The sequence below is a fragment of the Streptomyces sp. NPDC111507 genome (genome assembly GCF_055638955.1).
In genome coordinates, this window is the sequence record NZ_JBVKBU010000008.1 from 323,435 (window position 1) to 340,790 (window position 17,356).

General features: G+C 68.7%; 16 protein-coding genes and 1 pseudogene. 9 read left to right on the forward strand and 8 right to left on the reverse strand.

Annotated features, from left to right (window positions below):
- Positions 1-637 precede the first annotated feature (637 nt).
- Positions 638-1,963 (forward strand): lipase family protein, encoded by a 1,326-nt coding sequence (locus ACZ7M2_RS30845; RefSeq protein WP_471598079.1) that lies wholly within the window; start codon positions 638-640, stop codon positions 1,961-1,963.
- Positions 1,964-2,124: 161 nt separating this feature from the next.
- Here ACZ7M2_RS30845 and ACZ7M2_RS30850 read toward each other — a convergent pair whose 3' ends face one another.
- Entirely contained in the window at positions 2,125-2,988 is an 864-nt protein-coding gene (locus ACZ7M2_RS30850; protein WP_471598080.1) for an NAD(P)H-binding protein, read from the reverse strand.
- 125 nt (positions 2,989-3,113) lie between these two features.
- Here ACZ7M2_RS30850 and ACZ7M2_RS30855 point away from each other — a divergent pair, with 125 nt between their 5' ends.
- Positions 3,114-3,569 carry a MarR family winged helix-turn-helix transcriptional regulator gene (locus ACZ7M2_RS30855; protein WP_471598081.1) on the forward strand — a complete coding sequence of 152 codons (456 nt, stop codon included), beginning with the start codon at positions 3,114-3,116 and terminating at the stop codon, positions 3,567-3,569.
- 199 nt (positions 3,570-3,768) lie between these two features.
- Here the strand turns inward: ACZ7M2_RS30855 and ACZ7M2_RS30860 are convergent, their stop codons facing one another.
- The gene (locus ACZ7M2_RS30860) at positions 3,769-4,392 is read right to left on the reverse strand and encodes a helix-turn-helix transcriptional regulator (RefSeq protein ID WP_471598082.1); all 624 of its coding nucleotides are present in this window, start codon (positions 4,390-4,392) and stop codon (positions 3,769-3,771) included.
- Between the two features lie 131 nt (positions 4,393-4,523).
- Between ACZ7M2_RS30860 and ACZ7M2_RS30865 the strand changes: the two genes are divergently transcribed.
- From ACZ7M2_RS30865 to ACZ7M2_RS30875, 3 genes and pseudogenes are all read left to right on the forward strand, one after another.
- On the forward strand, positions 4,524-4,718 hold the full coding sequence (locus ACZ7M2_RS30865; protein WP_471598083.1) for an aldo/keto reductase: 195 nt from the start codon (positions 4,524-4,526) through the stop codon (positions 4,716-4,718).
- A gap of 8 nt (positions 4,719-4,726) precedes the next feature.
- Positions 4,727-5,065, forward strand: a complete 339-nt coding sequence (locus ACZ7M2_RS30870; RefSeq protein WP_471598165.1) for an aldo/keto reductase — start codon at positions 4,727-4,729, stop codon at positions 5,063-5,065.
- Positions 5,066-5,120: 55 nt separating this feature from the next.
- Positions 5,121-5,534: pseudogene (locus ACZ7M2_RS30875) on the forward strand (helix-turn-helix domain-containing protein); the annotation flags it as partial.
- Between the two features lie 25 nt (positions 5,535-5,559).
- On the opposite strand, the gene ACZ7M2_RS30880 reads toward ACZ7M2_RS30875, so the two are convergent.
- Positions 5,560-5,832: a hypothetical protein gene (locus tag ACZ7M2_RS30880; RefSeq protein WP_471598172.1), complete on the reverse strand. Its 273-nt coding sequence runs from the start codon at positions 5,830-5,832 to the stop codon at positions 5,560-5,562.
- Between the two features lie 260 nt (positions 5,833-6,092).
- Between ACZ7M2_RS30880 and ACZ7M2_RS30885 the strand changes: the two genes are divergently transcribed.
- Positions 6,093-7,274, forward strand: a complete 1,182-nt coding sequence (locus ACZ7M2_RS30885; protein WP_471598084.1) for an aromatic acid exporter family protein — start codon at positions 6,093-6,095, stop codon at positions 7,272-7,274.
- A gap of 427 nt (positions 7,275-7,701) precedes the next feature.
- A protein-coding gene (locus ACZ7M2_RS30890) for an IS5 family transposase (RefSeq protein ID WP_471598085.1) occupies positions 7,702-8,645 on the forward strand; the annotation gives its coding sequence in 2 pieces (ribosomal slippage) (positions 7,702-8,098 and positions 8,098-8,645; 945 coding nt in all).
- Here the strand turns inward: ACZ7M2_RS30890 and ACZ7M2_RS30895 are convergent.
- The 4 genes from ACZ7M2_RS30895 to ACZ7M2_RS30910 form a co-directional block, all read right to left on the reverse strand.
- Positions 8,640-9,110 carry a hypothetical protein gene (locus ACZ7M2_RS30895; RefSeq protein ID WP_471598086.1) on the reverse strand — a complete coding sequence of 157 codons (471 nt, stop codon included), beginning with the start codon at positions 9,108-9,110 and terminating at the stop codon, positions 8,640-8,642. The two genes, ACZ7M2_RS30890 and ACZ7M2_RS30895, sit on opposite strands and share 6 nt — an antisense overlap.
- Before the next feature lie 500 nt (positions 9,111-9,610).
- Positions 9,611-9,772 carry a hypothetical protein gene (locus tag ACZ7M2_RS30900; protein ID WP_471598087.1) on the reverse strand — a complete coding sequence of 54 codons (162 nt, stop codon included), beginning with the start codon at positions 9,770-9,772 and terminating at the stop codon, positions 9,611-9,613.
- A 546-nt stretch (positions 9,773-10,318) separates the two neighbouring features.
- Positions 10,319-11,770 (reverse strand): aldehyde dehydrogenase, encoded by a 1,452-nt coding sequence (locus tag ACZ7M2_RS30905; protein WP_471598088.1) that lies wholly within the window; start codon positions 11,768-11,770, stop codon positions 10,319-10,321.
- Positions 11,771-11,912: 142 nt separating this feature from the next.
- Positions 11,913-12,824: an SDR family oxidoreductase gene (locus ACZ7M2_RS30910; RefSeq protein ID WP_471598089.1), complete on the reverse strand. Its 912-nt coding sequence runs from the start codon at positions 12,822-12,824 to the stop codon at positions 11,913-11,915.
- 99 nt (positions 12,825-12,923) lie between these two features.
- On the opposite strand from ACZ7M2_RS30910, the gene ACZ7M2_RS30915 reads away from it, so the two are divergent.
- Positions 12,924-13,643 (forward strand): TetR/AcrR family transcriptional regulator, encoded by a 720-nt coding sequence (locus ACZ7M2_RS30915; RefSeq protein ID WP_471598090.1) that lies wholly within the window; start codon positions 12,924-12,926, stop codon positions 13,641-13,643.
- A 562-nt stretch (positions 13,644-14,205) separates the two neighbouring features.
- Here ACZ7M2_RS30915 and ACZ7M2_RS30920 read toward each other — a convergent pair.
- The gene (locus ACZ7M2_RS30920) at positions 14,206-14,379 is read right to left on the reverse strand and encodes a hypothetical protein (RefSeq protein ID WP_471598091.1); all 174 of its coding nucleotides are present in this window, start codon (positions 14,377-14,379) and stop codon (positions 14,206-14,208) included.
- A gap of 478 nt (positions 14,380-14,857) precedes the next feature.
- Between ACZ7M2_RS30920 and ACZ7M2_RS30925 the strand changes: the two genes are divergently transcribed.
- A complete protein-coding gene (locus ACZ7M2_RS30925) occupies positions 14,858-17,329 on the forward strand; it encodes an MMPL family transporter (RefSeq protein ID WP_471598092.1) in 2,472 nt (823 codons plus the stop codon).
- Positions 17,330-17,356 lie beyond the last annotated feature (27 nt).

Genomic DNA, 17,356 nt, shown 5'->3' on the forward strand with positions numbered 1-17,356 from the left:
GGTGTCGTACTCGCCACGCAAGCCGGGCTTCTTCCATGACTCGCCACCGAGATGCCTCATCTGAAGACGTGATCCATCCCTATTGGCCGCCGGCAGCTTTTGCAGGAGTTTCCGAGGCTTGGCTGACACTGATGGAAAGCGCAGGTCGCTGAAGACCCGCCAGATCCAGATCGGACCTGGGTGGCCTTACCGGTCGCGTTACACCAGAACGACCACCACCTCAGTGACCCCTGAGCCCTTCGGGGTTTCCGCTTCCCCCAATCGCGGCGTCCGGCAGTCGGCGCCGGCTCCTCCAGTCGGCATGACATCGAACAGCACGTCGTTGATCGGCGTGAACGTGGAGTAGTCGGTCCGCCTTCCCGGTTGCGGTGGCGCACCGCTCATCATCGACGCGAGCAGCGTGCCCAGCTCAGGGACGTCCGCACGCGCGGACCACGACCACCACACACCCCCGACTAGGCGATCAGCCAAATTACCGAACCGTAACCTACGTGGTGCTGCCACGAGTAACTTACTCGCAGGTAAGGTTCTGGCGAACCACTTCAGAGCGGCCTGAGCCGGCCCGTGGGACGGCTGTGCTCCCGTGCCGCATTCACCTGTGCACCTCTTCTGCCAGCCGCTTCACAGGAGGTTCGCCATGCCCCCACGCAAACGGCTCCTGGCCGCAGCAGTCACCGCTGCCGCCTGCCTCGGCGCCCAGGCCGTCTCGGACACCGCCGCCACGGCAGCGGACGAGATCGTGTCCCGGGGCGTCACCATCCCCACGTTCTACAACCCACCCGCCACCCTGCCCGCAGCCAACGGCTCCCTCATCCGCACCGAGCCCCTTCCGCTCGCCCTCAGCCTGCCCGGCCTCGACGGGCCGCTTCCCGGCCGCGCGACCCGCCTGATGTACAAGTCCACCGACTCAGGCGGTCAGCCGGTGGCCGTCACCGGTGCCTACATCGAACCGACTGCCGCCTGGAAGGGCGACGGACCGCGCCCCCTGGTCGCGGTGGCACCCGGCACCATGGGACAGGGCGACCAGTGCGCCGCGTCCATGGGCCTGGAGCACCCGCTGGCGCTCAACGGCCAAACGGTGTCCGTCGGTTACGAGGATCTGGCGATCTACCGCCTGCTCACCAAAGGCGCCGCGGTGGTCGTCACCGACTACGTCGGGCTCGGCGCGACCGACCGGCTGCACACCTACGTCAATCGCGTCGACGAGGGGCACGCGGTACTCGACGCCGTCCGCGCCGCCCGCTCGGTCGGCGGAGCCTCCGTCACCGACGCGTCCCCCGTGGGGCTGTTCGGCTACAGCCAGGGCGGTGGAGCGACCGCCGCCGCGGCCGAACTCCAGTCCTCCTACGCCCCCGACGTCACACTCGCCGGGACCTACGCGGGCGCGCCGCCCGCCGATCTGACCTCGGTCACCAAAGCCATCGACGGCAGCGAGCTGGCCGGCGCGCTGGGCTGGTCGCTCAACGGCTTCCTCCAGTCCGACCCGTCCCTGAAGCCCATCGCCGAGGCGCATCTGAACGCCGCGGGCAAGGCCGCCCTCGCCGACCTGTCGACCATGTGTGTGGGGGACGCGCTCTTCGGCTACGGCTACGCGAAGAGCACCAAGTGGACGACCGACGGACAGTCCATCAGCGACATCATCGCCGCCACACCCGCGCTGCAGGCCTTCCTGGACAGCCAGCGCATCGGCACGCTCAAACCGTCCGGGCCCGTCCGCCTGGTGACGGGCACCAGCGACAACCTCGTCCCGCACGCCCAGGCACGCCAACTCGCCGTCGACTGGTGCCGCAAGGGAGCCGACGTCACGTACAAGCCCGTCATACTGCCCAATGTCGGCAGCGCGCTGCTCAACCACTTCGCCCCGCTGCTCACCGACCAGGGCGACGCCGTCAACTGGCTGACCGACCGGCTCGCGGGCAAGGCGACCACCTCCAACTGCTGGAGCATGCCCGTACAGCCCTGATCTGCCGAACAGCGGGCGGCACGCCATGCGGGCCGCCCGCTTCGCCTCGACGCCCCCCGCCCGCGTTCGGAGGCGGTCAGCCCAATCGGGCGGGCGGCGTAGGCCGGCATGGCGGGCAGACCGATCAGCGGAAGCGAAAGAGGACGTGGTCGTCCGCCGGCTCAGGCGGTTTCGGGCCGTCGGAACGCCTCCGCGTTGCGCGCGCACCAGTCCGCGAAGGTCCGCGGCCTGCGTCCGAGCAGCCGCTCCACGGTGTCCGTGCGGAACCCGACGGTGTCGGCACGCATGAGGGTGAAGCCCTCCGTGACGGCGTCGGCGAGTGCCCGGGGTGCCCCGTTGGGGAAGCGGAACCGAACGGCCTCGGCCGGTGTGACTGTTTCCCGGACCTCGATGTCGCGGCCGGTCGTCTCGGAGATGATCCGGACCTGCTCGGTAACGGTGAACATCTCGTCGCCGGTGAGGACGTACTCCTTGCCCTGGTGGCCGGCCTCGGTCAGGGCGAGGGCGGCGACCGCGGCGATGTCCGCGGGGTCGATCGGCGCGTAGCGGCCCGGGCCGACCGGGTCGAGGACGTAGTTTCCCTCGCGGATCGTGGGCAGCCAGTCGAGGGCGTTGGTCATGAAGCCGCCGGGCCGCAGGAACGTGGCAGGTATGCCGCTGGCGCGGATGATCTTCTCGCGTTCGTGGTGCCAGCGTCCCATGGCAGGTATCGGGTCGAGGACGACATGGAAAGAGGACAGATGCACGATGTGGTGCACCCCGGCGGCCTCGGCGGCGGCGATGGCTGCGGCGGTGTAGTCGGTACCGATGCCCTGCGTGAGCAGGAAGAGTGTGTCGACGCCGGCGAAGGCGGGAGTCAGTGTCGTGGGTTCCCCCAGGTCGCCGACGGCGCGCTCGGCACGCTCGGGCAGTCCGGCGGCGCGGGCGGGATCGCGGACGAGGAGACGTAACTTCGCGCCTTTCGCGTCGAGTTCGCGGGTGAGTTCCCGGCCGATGTTCCCGGTGGCTCCGGTGACCAGTATCATCGTGGCTCCCCAAAGTCGTTTGCCGTCTAGCGAATCCGAAGGAACGTTAGCCAGTAAATGATTAGCCGTCAATTGACTTGCTCACGGCTCGGACAGCCGCTCCCGCACACCACCGAAAGGCCGCGATGTCAGAGTTCCTGGACCTGCACGGCAGAACGTCGAAGTCGCTCCGGGCTCTGGCCGACGCGGCCATGCGACGCCATGGACTGCACGTCGGACAGAACTACCTGCTCGCCGCGCTGTGGGAGCGGGACGGCAGCACGCCCGGAGAAGTCGCCGCCGCCCTGAACGTCACGACGCCCACCGTCGTCAAGATGGCCGACCGGATGACCACGGCCGGGCTGCTCACCCGTCGCCGTGACAACAGGGACAACCGCCTCGTCCGGCTCTGGCTCACCGACGCGGGGCGTGCGCTGCAGAAACCGGTCGAGGCGGAACGGCAGTTGATCGAGGAGAAGGTCACCGCGGATCTCAGCGAGACCGAACTCGAATCCCTCTTGAACACCCTGGCGAAGGTTCACCGGGCGGCGGGCAGGCTACTGCAAGAGCCCATCGACAACGGCGACTCGGCCATCACCTGACACTGCCACGCCCTTGTCTGACCAGATCCGACAAGCACGCAGACGGCTTCCTGCCCATCGACGACTTCCTCGATCCCCCGAGGATGTCTTGGCCTGCGCGACCGGCCACTACCCCGACACCGTGAGAACCCACACAATCTCGCTCGCGTGTGCAGACCAGTGATGCGCAGACCGCTCAAGGGATGCGACTACTGCGCTCTCAGCGGTGTGGTCCCAGCTCGCCCGAACGCAGCCCGGCCTGGAAGCGGGAGTTGGCCTCCAGCTTGACCATCAGCTCGGCCACGCGCCGCCGGTAGGTGCGTAGCGAAAGACCGAGCTGTTTGGCCGCCGATTCGTCGGTGAGTCCCGAAGCGAGGGCTTCGAGGATCACGCGGCCGTCAGCATCGAGGTGGGGGATGTTCTTTCGCAGATAGGCGTCGGGATCGACGGCGGTGTCCCAGATCGCCTGGAACAACGAGTGGACGCCGTCGACCAGGATCTGCGACGTCGTCACGGTGTAGTCGCGGCCGGTGGGGGTCTCTGCGCCGACGAGGATCATCACCCGCCGGTCGATGATGATGGTCTCGCGCGGCAGCCGCGAGCCGCTGATCCGGACGAGAGCCCCCTGGTTCTGCACCAGCCGGAGATGCGCGCGGGCCTCCTCGTCGGCGAGCGCGACCGGGCTGAGCAGCTTGCGGGGGATGAAGTCCGGGGAGCGCGCGGCGCGGATCCGGGTGCGGATCGAAGCCCTGGCCTGTGGCTGCGAGGAGGTCTTGAGGTCTCGGGCGGCGCAGAGGAACTCGGTCTGCGGGGACTCGAAGAGATGGCCGGCACGCACGATCAACTTGTGTCCCCTCGGACGGAGAACACCTGCTCGTTCCGCATACTTCAAGTCTGGCGGCAGGCACCTTTGACGACCCGCCGCGAGCCCCTGAGAACGGCATCACGGTGCTTCGGCGCTCCGTGGAACTGGGCGTGAACCACATCGACACGGCTGGCTTCTACCGCAGGGATGCGGTGCGGGCCAACGAGCTGATCCGTAGGGCGCTGTCCCCGTACCGTGACGATCTGGTGATCGCGACGAAGGTTGGGCCGCTCCCCACACCAGACGGTGTGCCGAGTGGGCAGGTGACGCCTGATCAGCTGCCAAGCTCCGCGCGGAGGGGCTGATCCAGCACCTGGGCGTCAGTAACGTCGACGCCGTACAGTTCGCCGAGGCCCGGGAGATCGCGCCTGTCGCGGCGGTGCAGAACCGGTACACCGGTGACATGGGGCTGCTGACGGAATGTGAGGAATGGGGCATCGCGTGCGTGCCGTACTTCCCGCTCGGCGGTGGCGTCAGTCCGCTGGACGCTGGACAGCTCGGCAAGGTCACAGCTCGCCTGGGCGTGACCGCCATGCAGGTGCAGCTCGCCTCGCTGCCGGCGACCTCGTCGTCGGTGCTGTCGATTCCGGACACCGGTTCTCTCGATCACCTGGAGGAGAACCTCGCGGCGAACCATCCTCCGCCTCAGTGATGAGGACTTGTCCGACCTGCGAGGCTGACCGGCTCTGGAAGTCGGTTTGCCTGCCGTGCCCGTTGCCGCCCCACGCCCGACATCCCCGACCGCCACCGAGCGGCACCGGTCGAAGAAGGCAGCCTGGGGCTACAAGACCGAGCACCGGCCTCGGGAGCGCGCGCAGAGCCTGCTGTACGCGGCCCGCGGGCCGCCGAACGCGCGGATCGCCGAGCGGGTCGGCGTGCACGTGGACACCGTGCGAACGTGGCGGAGCCGCTTCGCCGAGCCGGGCATGCCCGGCCTGACTGACCGCAAGCACACCGGACGCCCGCCCTCCTTGACCCCGCCACAGGCCGCCCAGGTCGAGGCCCTAGCCTGTCAACTGCCCGCCGAGACCGGCACGCCGTTGTCCCGCTGGACTCCTCCCGAACTGTCCCGCGAGGCCGTCATGCGCGGCATCGTTGCCTTCTTGTCGGCCTCTACCGTGCGCCGCTGCCTCGCGCGGGACGCTCTCAAGCGCGAGCCGCAAACAGTGCCAGCTGATCGGAGATCCAGGGGTCGATCATCGTCAGCTGGCCTGCGATCCAGGGGTCGGGACGGGTGGCGCCGTGGTGGTGGTGGGCGGTGTGGGCCTTGGCATCCACGACTACGGCGGCGTGAGCCGGAGTGCGTGCGTCGAGGCGGTCGGGGGCCGCGACGGCGGAGCCGCCGGCGGCCAGGAGGGCGGCTCCCGCGAGGACAGCGGAGACACCCATGGTCGCCGTACGCCGAATGAGCTTGGTCATCATCATGCCTTCCTGTGCAGCGCGTCGTCGTGGGACGACGAGCTGTGGATCCTGCCGTGGTGACGGCGGGATGAAGGCTATGCACGAGACAAGTAGTTGAACAATAAACCACTACCGTGGGGAACGTCACCTCGACGACCCATTCCAGGACGGAGGGCGGCACCCACCGGGTCCGGATCGCACCCGCCCTTCACGCTGGCGACGCGGCCGTGGCGGACATCACGAGGCTCATGACGGGAGAACGTGCCACCCTCGATATCGTGCAACTTTCAACCACTCTGCCGCGACTGCTTCCCGCGAGGGTGTCACGCCTGGCAGGGCCCGTCCTACGCCGGTCCGCCCGGCGCCCCGGCCATGCGGTGCACGGGGCCAAGACGCTGATCGCGGCCCTGCTCGCGTGGGGTGCCGCGGCGCCGTGGGCTGCGGCGGGGCGCCCGTTCCTGGCAGTGGCCACGGCTCTGCTGATGGTCAACGCGTCCACCGTGCACCAGTCCGTGACGAAGGCGGTGCACAACGTAGCCGCACGGATCGCGGGCCTGGCCCTCGCGCTCGGGGCCACTCGGCTGCTGGGGCCGACCGCAGGCGCCGCGGCGGTCATCGCCCTCCTCGCGGCGCTGGCGGGCCCCCGCCGCACCGCCGATGACCGGCTGCAGATCGCCTCGACCGCGGTCATCGCGCTGGCCGCCACGGCGACCGATCCCCTGGGCGGTGTCGTGGCCCCCATCCTGCAGACCCTCACTGGAGCGGTTGTGGGCATTGCCGTGAACGCTCTGCTGCTGCCTCCGCTGTATCTCGACGAGTCCGACTCCGCCGTACGCGAACTCGCCGACGCCATGGGGTCACTGCTGCGCGACATGGGGGCCGGCCTGGAAGGCCGGCAGCTCGCCTCCAGGGCTCACGGCTGGCTTCACCGCGCACGCAGCCTGGACGAGCGCCTCGCCCAGGCGGAGGAGCAGGTGCGCCAGGCCCACGAAAGCCTGCATTGGAACACCCGCTGCGTCGCCCATGCCCGCCGCAGGGAAGTGCCCTCGAGCGAGGCATTCGGGGCACTGTGTGGCGTCTCCCTGCAGGTACGCGGCATCGCACGGACTCTTGCCGACAATGCCCACGACCACCACACCGATCACCACCTGGGCCACCAGTTCCTCGACCGCTATGCCGAGACGCTGCAGTTGGCGGGAGCGGCCGTCCAAGAGTTCGTCCAGCGGACCGGCCCGGCCGGTTCACCCGACGCGATACGCCGTAAACGTCTACGGCGAGCGATGGACGGGGCATCGGCCTGGCACAACACCATGACCAGCCTGATCGGTGGGGGCACCCTCACCAAGCCCGGTGCGTGGCACGTCTACGGCTCGCTCATGACCGACATGGAAAGGCTCCTCACGGACCTGGACCAGGCGGATGCGCGCTCAAAGAGCCTTCCGCGACAGGGTGTTCGGTGACACTCGGCCTCCGCAGGGCCTACGACCCGGGCGCGAGGATGCGCGACGTGCCGGTTGCGGGCCGCGGACGCGTTCCAGGGAGACAGTGACTCCTCAAGCCGACAATCGAGGTGGCTTCTCGCTGAGCGGGTTGAGCTTCACGACGGACCAGCCCGGCACGTAGAACATTCAGGGCTCCCACCGTGTCCGCGTGTGCGCTGTGGCCACACGAAACGCGGTGGAACTTCTCCTGTGTGGGCCGGTTCTCCCCGGCGGTGTACCCGCATTCGGGGCATACCGCCAGGAAGTGTTGCGGGGGAAACGGCGACCACTTCCCGTCCGGCGCTTTCAGCCTTGGCGTGCAGGATCGCCAGGAACACCCCCCATCCGGTTAGGAGCTGTCCAGCCGATCATGTGACTGTCGCCTGGTCGGATCGTTGTCCCGTGCATGGGGCGGGGTGGACGCGGTGATCTGTCGGACGCGGAGTGGGAACGGTTACGGCCGTTCCTGCCCGTCAGCAATGGTCGGTGCGGGCGGTGGCGCGACCACCGGCAGGTGATCGACGGGATTTTGCACCGGGTGCGGACCGGGGTGCACTGGCGCGATCTGCCGGAGCGGTTCGGGCCGTGGAAAACGGTCTACGAGCGCCATCGGCTCTGGTCTGCGGACGGCACCTGGGAACGGCTGCTGCAGCAGGTCCAGGCTGAGGCCGATGCGGTGGGCGCGATCGACTGGGATGTCTCGGTGGATTCCACCATCGTGCGCGCGCACCAGCACGCGGCCGGCGCCCGCACCGACCCGCCGCTGGCCCTCGCCGTCCCAAAGGGGGGCGAGCCGCTGGAACACCAGGACGAAACTCCGTGGCAAAGTCTCGTCGACCGGCTGGTGGAGGTGGTGCAGGAGGCGAGGGCCTGGGGCGTTCGCGCGGTGGCTTCACCAGCAAGATCCACCTGAGCGCGGACGGCCGCTGCCGTCCGTTGTCCTTGATCGTCACACCGGGGCAGCGGGCCGACTGCACCCAGTTCGTGCAGGTGCTGGAGAAGATCCGGGTTCCCCGGCCCTGTTCGGGCAGGCCACGCAAGAAGCCGGACAGCGTCGCAGCAGACAAGGGCTACAGCAATGGCCCTTGCCGTCAATACCTGCGGCGGCGCGGCATCCGGCACACGATCCCGGAGAAGGCCGACAGCCGGGCGGCCCGCCTGCGCAAAGGATCACGAGGCGGACGGCCACCTGGGTTCGATGAGGAGCGGTACAAGAAGCGCAACACCGTCGAACGAGCCGTGAACAGGCTGAAGAACTTCCGTGCGGTGGCTACGCGGTATGACAAGCGCGGCTACGTGTTCCTCGGCACTGTCTCAGTTGCAGCTGTCATCGTATGGCTCCGCTCATGACCGGCCACTCATGCTCAAGTCGAACGCGGAACCCTGGCCGACCGTGGCAAACAGGATGAGTGGCAGCTCCTTGTCGGCCTGCCCGATCGCCAGCGCGAGCCAACGGCCGCTGTCGGGGAGCGGCCACACCTGCATGCTCACGACCTGTTGGCTGAGGTAGTCGAACGGCTCGGGCACCGGCACTCCCTCGCAACCGGCACTCAGATACGGTCCGAGGTCCACGACGAACGCATTGCCCCACCGAGCCGTCAGGCGTGCTGCCAGGTCGTCGAGGCAGGCCTGCAGGTCAGCTTCGGCCTCAACCCAGGCCTGCCCGTCGTCGTCATCCCAGAAGTCCCGACTGACCTGCAGTTCGCGCACATGATGCTCTGGTCCACCGCCTCCGGAGGCATCGACATAGGTCACCTCCGGGAACGGCTGCACAACCAACGCGTCAATCGTCGAGAGGTACTCCTCGGTGATCATGGGCGCAGGTTATGGGACCGCGCAGACAACCACCACCGACCGTGCTCACCGACCAATGATCGGCCGGACAGCTCCTAGTCGCGGATGAGATCAACCTTGATTCGGACCAGTGACGGGTCCTCTCGTCGGCGTGCACCGCCGCCGTTCGTCCATGTGCCGTTACATCCCCCGTGTCCTGGTGGCGAACTACTGCCGCATCAACCAACGATTGCCTCTCGTCGACCTGTACGCGAGGCACCGCCACCAGGACTTGCCTGCGCTGTGCGAGCGGCTTCGCCCTCCCAGGACAGCCATACAAAGCACCAGCGTCTGTCGGCCGGCCTGCAAGAGTGCTCGGACGACCGTCTTGAGCATGTGGCTGAAGCCATCCTCGGCAGCGAGCCGCTTCCCGCTCGGGAACGCGATCAACTCCAGGGCGTGCTGTGGAGCGGATACCCCGGACCGTGGCCCGGCGCCACGGTCGGTACCGACGGTGCAGCGCTCAGTTGCTCGGCGGGGGTCTAGATCCGCACCGCCACCTCCGGCGCGCTACCGGGCCCCGGCACGGTCGCATCCCGTACGTCCACCGGGACGGGCGTCTCGGGGCGGCCGGTCATCGCGCCGTGCTCGGTGGCTGTCCTCCGTGTCGCCTCGACATCGTCGTACGAAAGGGTCGGAAGCATCTCCACGACGGGGACAAGCTCCGGATCAATGGCATGACGCGTCGTATTCTCCTTGCCGAAGCCGGTCGCGTCGTGGGAGGCAGGGGGCCGCAGAGCCTGCGCCGGATCTTCGCCGTGAACGGACCGGTGCCGGAACCCAGTCCCACCACGACGGGCCGACCGCGTTCGGGCACCGGCACGCAGACCGCCTGGGCCAGGTGCGGTGAGCTGGGGGCGATGGCCCCATGCGGGCCGGTGAGCGCGGCCACTGGCACAGGAACAGCGGGCGGTCGTTCGGCGCCCGCGAGGGCCTGCAGAAACCATCTCGCCGTGCTGAGGGGTGCGCGGTGCTGGTGGTCATCTCGGATGCCCTTGCCGGGGAGTACGGGAGGTCGATCGTGTCGGCGTCGATGGTGGGCTTGCTGCGTCGGCTCAGTCGATGGAGCGTCGGCCACTGCTGTTCGGTAGGCAAGGTCCGGATGGGTGCCGTCGGGCGCGGAGGGCGCGGTACCCGGGCCGAGAGGCGGCTTCCGCGCGGCTCCACGCCGACGCCCCGGATCCCGGACCTCAGGCGCGTGCCGGATCGACCCCGTAGATGGTCTTGGTCTCGCGGTAGACACCGAAGCCCTCTGCGCCCATCTCGCGGCCGATGCCCGATGCCTTGAAGCCACCACCCGGCGCGCCGAAGTCCGGTCCGTAGCTGTTCAGACCGAACGAGCCGGTACGGACCGCCCGGGCGACCTCGAAGCCACGTGCCGGGTCTTCGGTGAAGACCGCTCCGCCCAGGCCGTAGATCGAGTCGTTGGCGAGGCGGATCGCGTCGTCGTCGCCGTCGTGCGCGATCAGCACCAGGACCGGGCCGAAGATCTCCTCCTGTGCGATCTTCATGCTGTTGTCGACGCCGGTGAAGACGGTCGGCTCCACATACCAGCCGTTCTCCAGCCCTTCGGGCCGGCCGCCGCCGGTCGTGATGTGCGCGCCCTCGGCCAGGCCGGCCTCGATGTAGCCCTCGACGCGGTCACGCTGCCTTTCCGAGATCAGCGGGCCGATCCGAGTGTCCTCGGCCCACGGGTCACCGACCTTCAGCGACTTGACGGCGGCGGTGATGGCGGCGGCGAACTCGTCGTAGCGGGCGCGCGGCAGCAGGATGCGGGTGAGCGCCATGCAGGCCTGGCCGTTGTTGGGCACGATGCCACCGGCCAGGGCGTACTGGACCACGGTGTCCGGACTGGCGTCGTCGAGCACGATCGCGGCGGACTTGCCGCCCAGTTCCAGGCTGGCGCGCCTGATGTCGTTGCCGCAGATCGAGGCTATCCTGCGGCCGGCGGCCGTGCTGCCGGTGAACGACACCTTGTCGATGCCGGCATGGCGCACCAGGTACTCACTGACGTCGCGGTCGGCGGTGACGATGTTGAGCACACCGGCCGGGACGTCGGCCTCCTTCGCCGCCAGAGCCAGGAGGTAGAACTCCAGCGGGGTTTCCTCGGGTGCCTTGGCGACGATGGTGCAGCCGGCGGCCAGCGCCGGGGCGATCTTGGCCATCAGCAGGAACAGCGGACTGTTCCACGGCACGATCGCGGCGACGACACCCACCGGCTCATGACGCACCGTGAACGGGGTGCCGTTCAGACCGTTGCGTACTTCCTCCACGCCGTCCTTCTCGGCCATCTCGGCGTAGTAGTGGAGCAGACCGGCACCGGCCTGGCCGATCCACAGGTTGTTCGCGCGGGTGGTGCCGACCTCATCGGTCATCACGTCGGCGATCTTCTCGCCGGACGCCATCAGCCCCTCCGCCAGCCGGCGCAGGATCACGCCACGCTCGGCGGGCGTCATACGCGACCATGGGCCGTCGTCGAACGCGCGGCGCGCGGCGGCGACAGCTGTGTCGATGTCGGCCTCCACGCCCAGCGGCGCCCGGCCGACCTGCTTCCGGGTGGAGGGAGAAACCACCTCGACGGTCCGGTCACTGGCCGGATCCTGCCACTGGCCGTCGATGAAGAAGTGCTCGAACTTGTGCATGTCGGTTCCTTGTTACTTGCCTGCGGGGTTACTTGCCTGCGGGGTTACTTGCCTGCGGGCTGCAGGCAACGGTTGGTGAAGGGCTGCGCTCGCTGTTCGAGTTCAGCTGGTTGTTCCGTCGCTGAGCGTGTGGTGCCGCGGGTCAGATGTGGGCGGGGAGGGAGACGCCAGTGAGGTGTTCGGATTCGGACCACAGACGTGCCGCCACGTCACGGTCGAGTCCCTTCCGTGTCGGACGCGCCGGTCCCGCGGGGCCGACCATCGACCAGCGAGGGCCGTAGTAGCCGCCCTGCGCCGCATCCGGGCTGGTGGCCGCGTACAGCAGCGGCTGGGCGCCGCCTGCCGCGTCCTGATGGGGCACGACCTTCGATGCGATGCGGAACAGCAGGCTCGGACGGCCGCCGAGGTGGGGGCCGGAGGCGGCGATGTTCGTCGCTGCGGCACCCGGGTGCGCACCAGTGGACAGCAGCGACCATCCTCGCTCGGTGGCGAGCCGGGCCAGGTGCCGGCTCATCAGCAGGTCGGCGAGCTTGGACTGGGCGTAGGCGCCGGTCGGGCTGTACGCGCGCTCCCCTTGCATGTCGTCGAAGTTGATGCGACCCCTGGCTGCCATTCCGCTGCTCATCGTCGCCACCCGCGGCGCCGGTGCGGCCAGCAGGAGCGGCAGCAGCCGGACGGTCAGGGCGAACGGGCCGAGGTAATTGCTGCCCATCTGAAGCTCGAACCCGTCGACCGTTTCGTGACGGACCGGCGGGAACATCACTCCGGCGTTGTTCAGCAGCAGGTCCAGCGGTCTGCCCTCGGCGATCAGGCCGTCGGCGAAGTCACGGACCGAGGAGAGGTCGGCCAGGTCGATGCGCCGTACTTCCACCTGGGCCGAGGGGTGCGCGGCCAGCATCTCGGCGCGGGCCTGCTCGCCCTTGGCCGGCGTGCGTACCGCGATCACCACGCGAGCACCGGCTCCAGCCAGGCGCTTGGCGGCTTCCTTGCCGGTGCCGCTGTTCGCGCCGGTCACGACGGCGAGCTTTCCTCCCTGGTCAGGAACCTGGTACATGACGAACCCCTTAATTAAGTACTACCGGTATCTTGCCTTCATCACCATAACGGACCGCCGGTCACTTAGCAAAAGACCACCGGTATGTACGATGTGAAAGTGAACTTCCAACGCGCCCGTACCGACGAGCAACGAAGCCAGAGGCGGCGGCACATCCTGGACACCACGGCCGCGATGCTGACGGAGATGCCCGTCGCGAAGCTGAGCCTGAACGAGCTGAGCCGCCGCGTCGGCCTGGCCAAGGCCAATGTGCTGCGCTACTTCGAGTCGCGCGAGGCGATCCTGCTCCAGCTCCTGGACGTCGAACTCCAGGACTGGCTCGCCGAACTGGAGCGATGGCCCGAGCCCGTCCAAGGCACACCACGAGAGCGCGGGGACCGGCTCGCCCGGATTCTGGCCGAGTCCCTGGCCGAGCGGCCGGTGCTGTGCGATCTGATCAGCGCGCAGGCCGCGGTGCTGGAACGCAACGTGTCCGCCGAGGTCGCCCGCGAGCACAAATACGCCCTCCTGCGCAGCTACCAGTCCCTGGCCCAGCTGGCCCGGCGTCACCTGCCGGAGCTCGGCAAGGAGGACGCCTTCCGGCTGACGGGCTTCACCTCGCTCGCGGCAGGAGCGAGCTGGCCGTACCTCCAGCCGTCACAGGAGCTGGTGGCGGCGTACCCCGAGGACCCGGTCGTCGTCGCCATGCACGTCGATTTCGCAGATGTGGTCCGTCAGTCACTGGAGGTAGCCATCTCCGGGCTGCTCACCCGTCAGGAGGACGTGCCGCTGGGAGCCGGGCCCCTCGACACGATCCCACCCCACATCGAGCAGAAGTGAGCCCCGGCCGAGCCGCGCTGCCGCGACACGCGTCACCGTGACGTATGCGCAGAGGTCCGACCGAGTCATCGCGTTCACAGACGTCCGACCGAGCCATCACGCGCGCCTCGCGCCCGGAGGCCGAGGCCGTGGCCGTGGCCGCCAGCGGACGCCGTTCATCCGACGCCCTGCCGCAGTTGACCCGCGTCCGGGTGCCGCGGTCGCCCCTCGCCCTGTCGCCGCAGAGCCGCCGCGCGACCAGGAGCAGCTTGGCAGTGGTCCACAGCACCATGAGCGACATCGCCCTGACCACCAGGACGAGCCCTGTCAGGTCGGGACGGACGCCTGCTCCGCGCGGCCCTTCCGAGCGCATCGGGCAGTCTCATGGCGATCTGGTCGCTCTGCTTCGCGACCACGTACACCGGCTCACGCCGCTGCTGCCCTGACAGGGCGGCGAGTGCGGGCGCTCGAAACCGGAGCACCACGGAGCCGAATTCCCAGGCCTCCGCGGTACCGCGAGGGTCCCCTTCAGATGAGCCCGTCCGTCCAGATGAGCCCGCCCGTCTCCGTGGCCAATGGTGGGTCACCCGCCGTCGGCGGCGGGCGTGGCAGTCGTCGTCTTGACGAGGGACTGGCCAGGCTCCGCGATGGCCGGCCGGCGTCCGGGGATGAAGGTCGCGATGACGAGGACGACCGCGGCGGCACCGACGCCGAGCGCTGGGGCCACCCGCAGGCCGTTCTCGGACGGCGCGCGCATCCCGCCGAGCTGATGGTCATGTGGGCGAGGATCAGGCCGGCCGCAGTACTGGAGGAAGTGGTGCCGACGGAGCGCATCAGAGAGTGGAACCCGTTGGCTGACGCGGTCTCGGACACCAGTACGGCGCTCATGATGAGCGTGGCATGGCACCGAGGCAGAAGCCGACACCGGCGGAAATGACGCAGGAGGAGAGGATGAGCGACCACATCGCGGACCACTCGCTCGATGACAACGCCAAGGCCCACGTCCGCGCCCGCGCCTACGGCCGTGTCCTGCCCACCGCCCCTCGCTGACCAGCTACGTTGCCGACCGCCGCGCTCCGAGGATGAGAGCCACTAGTACTGCGGTACTAAGCGAACTCCCGCGGATTGTGTCCCGCAGGAGGCAGGAGACACGGAAACGCGCTCATAGCTTGAGATCAAGGGTCCGTCAGGCCCCCGCTCACGTAATGATCTCTATCTCCTGGTGGGAGTAATCCGTGGCCACCTTCCTCTATCGGCTCGGCCGGCTGACATTCCGGCGACGACGCCTTGTCCTGATGTTGTGGATCGCCGTCCTCGCCGCCATCGGCATAGGCGCCATGAGCTCCACCGGCACCACCTCGGAGGGCCTGAGCCTTCCCGGTACCCAGTCGCAGAAGGCGATCGACCTCCTGCAGAAGGAGTTCCCGCAGGCATCCGCCTCCGGCGCCACCGCGCAGGTGGTGTTCGAAGCACCCGGCGGGCAGAAGCTGACCTCCGGCGCCCACAAGACCGAGGTCCAGGCCTTGGTGGCGAAGCTGGCGAAGTCGCCGCAGGTGTCAAGCGTCTCCGACCCCTTCACCAACGGTCAGGTCAGCAAGTCCGGCACCATCGCCTACACCCAGGTCACGTACAAGGTCGCCCAGGCCGACGTCAGTGCCGCAGCACATGGGGTTCAGACCGACGTCGTCACCCAGGGCGAGAAGACCGGCCTGACGGTGAGCATGGGCGGCAACGCCGTCCAGGACAAGGCCTCCAGCAAGCTGGCAGAGTTGCTCGGCCTCGCGGTCGCCGCCGTCGTCCTGGTGATCACCTTCGGTTCGCTGATCGCGGCCGGACTGCCTCTGCTCACGGCGATCATGGGCGTGGGAGCGGCTGTCCTCTCGATCACCATCGCCACCCAGTTCTGGGACATGGCGTCCACGGCCTCCACGCTGGCGCTGATGCTGGGTCTGGCGGTGGCCATCGACTACGCCCTGTTCATCGTCTCCCGCTACCGCAACGAGATCCAGGACGGCCACGAACCGGAGGAGGCCGCAGGACGCGCCCTGGGCACGGCGGGCTCGGCGGTCGTCTTCGCGGGCCTGACCGTGATCGTCGCACTGAGCGGTCTGAGCGTCATCGGCATCGCGTCGCTCACCTCCATGGGCCTGGCTTCCGCCTTCGCCGTCGCCGTCGCCGTGGTGATCGCGCTGACCCTGCTGCCCGCCGTCCTCGGCTTCGCCGGTATGCGGATCATGAAGGGCAAGCTGCTGAGCCGCCGCATGAAGGCGCTGGAGCGCGGCGAGGGCGATGGAATGGGCGTGCGCTGGGCGCAGTTCGTGACGCGCAACCCGGTCAAGGTCCTCGCCGTCTCCGTGGTCGGCCTGGCCCTGCTGGCCCTGCCCGCCATGTCGCTGCGGCTGGCCTTGCCCGACGGCTCCATGAAGCCTCCGGGCAGCACCCAGCGCGTCTCCTACGACACCCTCAGCGAAGGCTTCGGACCGGGCTTCAACGGACCGCTGACGGTCGTCGTCGACGCCCGGGGCAGCGACGACCCCAAGGCCGCCGCCAAGCAAGCCACCACGATGCTGGGCAAGTTGGACGACATCGCCAGTGTCCGTGGAGCGGCCTTCAACGAGGCCGGCGACGTGGCCCTGATCGGCGCCATTCCCCAGAGTGCTCCCAGCAGCCAGGCGACCAAGGACCTGGTCACCGACATCCGCGACCAAAGTGCGGCCCTGCGCCAGGACACCGGCGCCGACCTGATGGTCACCGGATTCACCGCGGTCAACGTCGACGTCTCCACGAAGCTCGGCCAGGCCCTCCTCCCCTATCTGTCCATCGTCGTCGGCATGGCCCTGATCCTGCTGCTGCTCGTCTTCCGCTCGATCCTGGTCCCGCTGAAGGCAGCCCTCGGCTTCCTGCTCAGCGTGGTCGCCACCCTCGGCCTGCTGGTCGCGGTCTTCCAGTGGGGCTGGCTGAAGGACGTCTTCGGCATCGACCAGACAGGCCCCATCGTCAGCCTCCTTCCCATCCTGCTGATCGGCGTCGTCTTCGGACTCGCCATGGACTACGAGGTCTTCCTCGTCACCCGCATGCGCGAGGAGTACGTCCACGGAGCCGAACCCACCAAGGCCATCGTCCAGGGCTTCCGGCACAGCGCCCGCGTGGTCACCGCTGCCGCCGTCATCATGATCTCCGTGTTCTCCGGCTTCCTCCTCGACGACGCGGCACTGATCAAGTCCATCGGCCTCGGCCTCGCCTCCGCCGTGTTCTTCGACGCCTTCGTGGTCCGTATGACCATCGTCCCCGCCGTCATGGCACTGATGGGCCACCGAGCCTGGGCCCTGCCCAGGTGGCTCGACCGCGCCATGCCCAACGTGGACGTCGAGGGCGAGAAGCTGCGCCATGCCCTGGCTGCCGAGCAGGCGAGCACCTCACCTGAACCCGCATTCGCGGGCGTGGCTGCCGGTGGCCAAGCAGGTTCGGAGAGTCACAGTGCCCCGCCCGTCTTCAGCGGCCTCAACGCCTCCGAGGCCGGCTCCGGCTCCGCTGACACGGACAGGGCCGCGGTCACGTCGCCGCTTCCCCGGCCTCACCACGGGAGGGTAGGGGGAGTGTCCGGACTCAGGCAGCGCCGCGCACGCAACGCCGACACCAACGACACGACGGGGTCGCCAACCGGGATGGTGAGCAAGTTGCGTAAGAAACTGCCCTGGAAGAACTGACGGAATCAGCCGCAGCAACAGCTGCCG

Coding starts and splice junctions, on each gene's coding strand:
- ACZ7M2_RS30900 (WP_471598087.1), bottom strand. CDS start 9,772: ATGCTTCCGACCCTTTCGTACGACGATGTCGAGGCGACACGGAGGACA.
- ACZ7M2_RS30910 (WP_471598089.1), bottom strand. CDS start 12,824: ATGTACCAGGTTCCTGACCAGGGAGGAAAGCTCGCCGTCGTGACCGGC.
- ACZ7M2_RS30855 (WP_471598081.1), top strand. CDS start 3,114: ATGTCAGAGTTCCTGGACCTGCACGGCAGAACGTCGAAGTCGCTCCGG.
- ACZ7M2_RS30920 (WP_471598091.1), bottom strand. CDS start 14,379: ATGCGCGCGCCGTCCGAGAACGGCCTGCGGGTGGCCCCAGCGCTCGGC.
- ACZ7M2_RS30880 (WP_471598172.1), bottom strand. CDS start 5,832: ATGACCAAGCTCATTCGGCGTACGGCGACCATGGGTGTCTCCGCTGTC.
- ACZ7M2_RS30850 (WP_471598080.1), bottom strand. CDS start 2,988: ATGATACTGGTCACCGGAGCCACCGGGAACATCGGCCGGGAACTCACC.
- ACZ7M2_RS30845 (WP_471598079.1), top strand. CDS start 638: ATGCCCCCACGCAAACGGCTCCTGGCCGCAGCAGTCACCGCTGCCGCC.
- ACZ7M2_RS30895 (WP_471598086.1), bottom strand. CDS start 9,110: ATGATCACCGAGGAGTACCTCTCGACGATTGACGCGTTGGTTGTGCAG.
- ACZ7M2_RS30905 (WP_471598088.1), bottom strand. CDS start 11,770: ATGCACAAGTTCGAGCACTTCTTCATCGACGGCCAGTGGCAGGATCCG.